Consider the following 5,649-nt stretch of genomic DNA (forward strand, 5'->3'; position numbering starts at 1 on the left):
ATTTTGGAGAAATCGGTGCTGCTACCCTGATGATGGTAGCTGCTAATAATGATATTAGACTCAGTCGCGAAGAAGCAAAAGAAGCAATATCGCCCATCACCTCACTTCCGCCCCACCCCGAGGTTAAAGAAGCCCTGGCAAAATTAAAGGAAGATGGCTACCGACTTGTTTCCCTCACCAATTCTTCTAACGCGGCCGTGGAAAAGCAATTTTCCAACGCCGGCTTGCTGGATCTCTTTGAGAAGCACTTGAGTATTGAAGATATAGGAAAATACAAACCTCATCAGGATACTTACAACTGGGCAGCCAGAAAATTAGGTGTGAAACCTGAAGATGCTATGCTCATTGCCGCTCACGGATGGGACGTGGCAGGAGCGCTTTGGGCCGGTTGGCGTGCTGCTTTTGTTAGCAGGCCCGGGCAACAACAATATCCACTAGCTCCTACCCCGGAAATTGTGGCTCCTGATCTAAAGCTTATTTCAGATAAATTAATTGCAATTGAGAAATAGGTTTTCCCTGGTGAATCATTTAAGAAATTATCAGAGACGCTCTTTGTCTTTTTAGACATAGTATAGTTTACCTACAGCGTCTTTAATAGTAATGTTTAATCCTAAAAATTTAAATTATGTCAAACCAAACGTACAAAATCGGATTAGAACCTGTAGAATTAGAAGATGCTAAGGAGCAACAAAAGGAAATCCTTGAAAATGCCAAAAAGGCAAACGGGATGATCCCTAACATGTATAAAAACATGGTGAACTTTCCGGCCCTGCAGAATACGTATGATACCGGATACAGCCAATTCAGAAAAGATAGTGATTTCACCCCTGCAGAACAGGAAATTGTATTATTAACTGTCAGTATTGATAATTCCTGTGAATATTGCACCGCTGCCCACAGCTATCTGGCTGAAAATGTTTCTAAAACACCAAAAGATGTCATAGAAGCGATAAGAGAGGGTAGAGAAATTCAAGATGATAAATTAAGAGCCCTGCACGAATTCACAAGAGTAATGGATAAAAGCAGAGGAAATCCAACTCCCGAAGAGGCTAAAAAGTTCCTGGATGCAGGATATTCTGAAAAACAGATCCTTGCAATTATCCTGGCCCAGGCCGTGAAAACCATAAGTAATTATTCCAACCATATTTTCCATACGGAAGTTGATGAAGCTTTCGCCGGACACAAGTTGGAAAAGGCTTAAAAGAGAAAATTAAAGGGAAGCAGTGGAAGCTTCCCTTTAATTTGTTCTTATTTTAAAAACCTGAGTCTAAAATTTGAATTATGATGAAGCTACTGTCAACATCGACTATCACTTGTCCTGAGTGTGGACATAGTAAAGAGGAAAGAATGCCTGCCGATTCCTGCCAGTATTTTTATGAATGTGAAAAATGCAAAACCAGATTACAGGCTAAAACGGGAGATTGTCGTGTTTACTGTAGTTATGGTACAAATCCCTGTCCCTCTATTCAAAGGCATAACAAGCTTTAAATTTTTTAAGCAGAACCTGTTTATCTAACGGTATTCAGGGTTTTCGAAATTCCATCTTGTACCATCATCCCAGGCAGTTCTGGAGTTTCCATAGGAAGGGTAGCCACCATTTTCCTTAAGCATTTTTGCCAGATGCAATAGATTATAGGTCATAAAGGTGGTGTTCCTGTTAGTGAAATCAGATTCATAACCCACAGGCGGATCTTTTTTCTCTCCATTCCATTCTTTATCCCCATAACTAGGTCCGGGACCTACCTCACCAATCCAACCGGCATCGGCCTGGGGCGGGATACTATAGCCTAAATGCTGTAAGGCATACATTATGCCCATCGCACAATGTTTTACTCCATCCTCATTTCCGGTTATAATGCAACCGCCTACTTTTCCATAGTACACATATTGACCTTTGTCGTTTTGATATCCGCTCATCGCATATAAACGCTCTATTAATTTTGAAGCAATCGAAGAACGCTCTCCCAACCAGATGGGTGTACCAATTATCAAAATATCGGCATCGATTATCTTTTCATAGAGCTCCGGCCAGTCATCCCGGGTCTCCCCTTCTTTGGTCATATCAGGTTGAACTCCTGCAGGAACTTCAAAGTCTGCCAAACGTATAGTTTGAACAGCTACACCTTCAGATTTCATGATCTTACTTGATACATTCATTAAATCACGGGTATGACTTTTTGCAGGAGACTTTTTTAAGGTACAGTTTACATATACAGCTTTTAAACCGGAAAAATCATTCTTCATAATTAAATGTTTATGTAATTGGATTTATAAGCGAAGACTATCCTGATCTCCAGGTCTTCTAAATTTAGGTATAGAAAATTACTTTTTGAGAACCCCTGAACATAACAGGCATTCCCACTGACTGAAATTTTTATTTTACTTCAGTTTGTACCGTAAAAGCTGCGCGTTTACTGCTACAATTATTGTACTTATACTCATTACAATAGCCCCAACAGCAGGATTAACCAGGATACCCTGTTGATATAACACTCCTGCAGCCAGTGGAATCGCCACAACATTATATGCTGTTGCCCAAAAAAGGTTCTGAACCATTTTATTATAGGTGGCTTTCCCGAAAAGAATGAGTTTCACTATGTCTTTAGGGTTGGAATTGGCAAGGATAATATCTGCCGTTTCGGCTGCTACATCGGTTCCTGAACCCACGGCTATCCCCACATCTGCCTGTGCCAGGGCCGGTGCGTCATTCACTCCGTCCCCGGTCATAGCTACTATTTTGCCTTTTTCCTGGAATTCCTTAATCTTATCCTGCTTCTTTTCCGGCCTTACATTTGCAAAATACCCCTCTATACCTAATTCCTCACTTACTTCCTTCGCAACCTGTTCCCTATCCCCGGTGACCATAAACACCTCAATGTCATTTTCGTGCAAGGTCTTCACAGCCTCTTTGGAATCTTCCCTCACCTCATCGGCCAGGGCGAGATAACCTTTGGGTTCATTCTCTACTACCAGGTAGATTACAGTACCCTTCGCATCAGGATTTGCATCAGCGGGTATATTTTTTTCTTCCAGGTAATTCCCGCCTGCTATAATAACCTCCTGGCCATTTATTCGGGCCTTTATGCCCTGACCGGTGATATTTTCATAATCTTCGGCATTCAAAAGTTCCAGGTTTTTCTCCTTTGCTTTTTTCAAGATTCCGGCTGCCAAAGGATGCTCAGATTTTTTCTCCATACTGGCCGCCCAGGTGAGCACTTTTTCTTCATCCCATTCCTCATCCAGGGATTCTATGGTGGTCACCCCAAATTCTCCTTTAGTAAGGGTACCGGTTTTATCAAACAGGATAACATCGAGTTTTCGGCACAGTTCAAAAGCAGAACGGTTTCTTATCAGCAAACCTTTTTTTGCTGAAATGGAAGTGGATATGGCTACTACTAATGGAATGGCAAGACCCAGCGCGTGGGGACAGGCTATAATCATTACAGTCACGGCACGCTCAATGGCAAAGACCATTTCTCTATCCATAACCAGGAACCAAACCAGAAAAGTGGCAAGGCCTCCTGTTAATGCAACTATGGTAAGAATAAGGGCAGCCTTATCTGCCAACCGCTGAGTTTTTGATTTTGATTTTTGCGCCTCCTGTACCATTTCTACCATCTGGTTCAGGTAAGATTCATCGCCGGTCCTTTCTACTTCCACGGTGATGGAACCTGATTCATTCACGGCGCCCCCTATTACTTCATCCCCTTTTTTCTTTTCTACAGGCTTTGATTCCCCGGTAAGCATAGATTCATTCACAGAGGATTTTCCGTCCACTACATTTCCGTCTGCAGCGATCTTCTCTCCGGGTTTTACCAGAATCCTGTCCCCATTCTTAAGTTCGGTGATCTTAACTTCCTCGGTGTCACCGTTTTCTTTTATTCGGTGCGCCGTATCCGGCATTAATTCCATTAGTTCTTCCAGAGCTCGTGAAGCACCAAGAATCGATTTCATTTCCAGCCAGTGACCAAGTAGCATAATCACAACCAGGGTTGCAAGCTCCCAGTAAAAATCCATGCCCTCCATACCCAGGGTAATTGCAAAACTGTACCCCCAGGCTACTGTAATTGCAATGGCGATAAGAGTCATCATCCCGGGGTAACGGTCTTTGATCTCGTCTTTCATCCCCCTAAGGAACGGCCAACCTCCATACAGGTAAATGGCCAGTCCCAATCCTCCTAAAACATATTTAGATCCCGTGAATTCGAGTTCATACCCAAACCAGTTCTGAATCATTTCTGAAAGTGCCAATATAGGAATGGCTATAGCAAGTGATATCCAGAATCTTTTCTTGAAATCTTTGAGCATATGTTTATGGTGATCTTCGCCGTGGTCACTATGCTCGTGATCCTTTTCCCGGTCTTCTTCACTCTGCCCATCATGCCCGTTTTCTTCCTGGCTCCCCTTCCCCGAATGGGCTTTATGGTCTTTTTCCTGCTTTTCTTCTTTTCCCGATTCTTTTTTTTCTTCTGTTGATCTTTCTGAAGATTTCTTGTCTTTCTTAGGTTTGGCTCCCTGCTCTTGTTCTTTTTCTGAAGATTTCTCGTCTTCCTTGGTAGGTTTATTTTTCTTTTCCTGTTCTTTTTTTGAAGGTTCTTCTTTACCCGATTCTTTTTTTTCTTCCCTTGTTTTTTCTGCAGGTTTTTCGTCTTCTACCTCAGCAGATTTGGTTTCGTGCTTTTGTTCTTTTCCTGATGGTTCTTTTTTCCCTGTATCCTGTCTTTCCTCCGAGTCTTTTTTTCCCGGTTTTTCCAGATTCCCTGTTCTTTTGTCCTCCTTACCAGATTTCGGTTTTCCTGTTTTTAGATTGACATTTATATTCACCTTATCAGCCTCCACATCAACGTCTACATGAATATCCTGATCTTTTTCTTCAGTCTCTTTATTTTTCTTCCCAATAGGTTTGTCTTGTGGCTTTTTATCCGGTTGTTGTGAAGTGGTTTCAGATTTTTGTTCCCTGGATGTTTCTTCCGCTGAATTTTGATCCCCCTGTTTATTTTCTGAAGAATCTCTGCTCTCGTTAGCAGACTCTTCATCGCGGGAATTTTTATTTTTATCAGGATTTGAATCCCCAGCTGGGGTTTTTCGGGAGTTGCCGCTGGCCTGGTTTCTATCCTCTTTTTGACGGTTTTTTCGGTCTTTGTTGTCCATTATATGAAGATTTAACGGTTTTTCAGAATTCTACCCTATGAATTTTTCACCTGAATAATGATCGTTAACAACAGCCAGGATCAAAAGCAGGCAGTGGATTTCCTAGACTAGAGGAAATAAATCTACATAAGATCTTTTTTTCGGCTATCATATTCCTCTTTGCTGATCTCACCTCTGGCATATCTTTCCTTGAGAATATCCATAGCCGATTTTTTGGGCGAAGCTACCGGCCCGCCACCTCTTTCACTCGATCTTACTATTAACCATACCAACAGGATAAGGATTATGAGACCGATGATCCACCACCAAATCATTCCCCATCCATGATGTCCAAAACCCTCCATATCAAAGTCCTATTTATCAGGATTAATTCATGCGATTGCGCATCATTGTATCCTGTTTCATCAATCTCATCATAATTCCCATTATTTGCCCCGGAATTAGATAATAAGAGCAGATCATTTCTCAGTTGCTTTCCGCTGTAAAAACCCTACATCA

6 protein-coding genes are annotated in these 5,649 nt (G+C 41.9%); 3 read left to right on the plus strand and 3 right to left on the minus strand.

The genetic code is table 11. The annotated features are described in order from the left end of the window. The 3 genes from ACESK1_RS09565 to ACESK1_RS09575 all read left to right on the plus strand — a co-directional run. Positions 1-509, plus strand: a 509-nt coding sequence (locus ACESK1_RS09565; RefSeq protein WP_372919959.1) for a haloacid dehalogenase type II, incomplete at its 5' end; no start/stop codon positions are given. Between the two features lie 116 nt (positions 510-625). Beyond that, the gene (locus ACESK1_RS09570; RefSeq protein ID WP_372919960.1) at positions 626-1,201 is read left to right on the plus strand and encodes a carboxymuconolactone decarboxylase family protein; all 576 of its coding nucleotides are present in this window, start codon (positions 626-628) and stop codon (positions 1,199-1,201) included. Between the two features lie 80 nt (positions 1,202-1,281). After that, positions 1,282-1,488, plus strand: a complete 207-nt coding sequence (locus tag ACESK1_RS09575) for a GDCCVxC domain-containing (seleno)protein (protein ID WP_372919961.1) — start codon at positions 1,282-1,284, stop codon at positions 1,486-1,488. A gap of 24 nt (positions 1,489-1,512) precedes the next feature. On the opposite strand, the gene ACESK1_RS09580 is transcribed toward ACESK1_RS09575, so the two are convergent. From ACESK1_RS09580 to ACESK1_RS09590, 3 genes are all read right to left on the minus strand, one after another. Then, positions 1,513-2,244 carry a flavodoxin family protein gene (locus ACESK1_RS09580; protein WP_372919962.1) on the minus strand — a complete coding sequence of 244 codons (732 nt, stop codon included), beginning with the start codon at positions 2,242-2,244 and terminating at the stop codon, positions 1,513-1,515. A 135-nt stretch (positions 2,245-2,379) separates the two neighbouring features. Further along, positions 2,380-5,151: a heavy metal translocating P-type ATPase gene (locus ACESK1_RS09585; protein ID WP_372919963.1), complete on the minus strand. Its 2,772-nt coding sequence runs from the start codon at positions 5,149-5,151 to the stop codon at positions 2,380-2,382. A gap of 122 nt (positions 5,152-5,273) precedes the next feature. After that, positions 5,274-5,495 (minus strand): SHOCT domain-containing protein, encoded by a 222-nt coding sequence (locus tag ACESK1_RS09590; RefSeq protein WP_372919964.1) that lies wholly within the window; start codon positions 5,493-5,495, stop codon positions 5,274-5,276. Positions 5,496-5,649 lie beyond the last annotated feature (154 nt).

The organism is Salegentibacter sp., assembly GCF_041642575.1.
Classification (GTDB): Bacteria; Bacteroidota; Bacteroidia; order Flavobacteriales; family Flavobacteriaceae; genus Salegentibacter.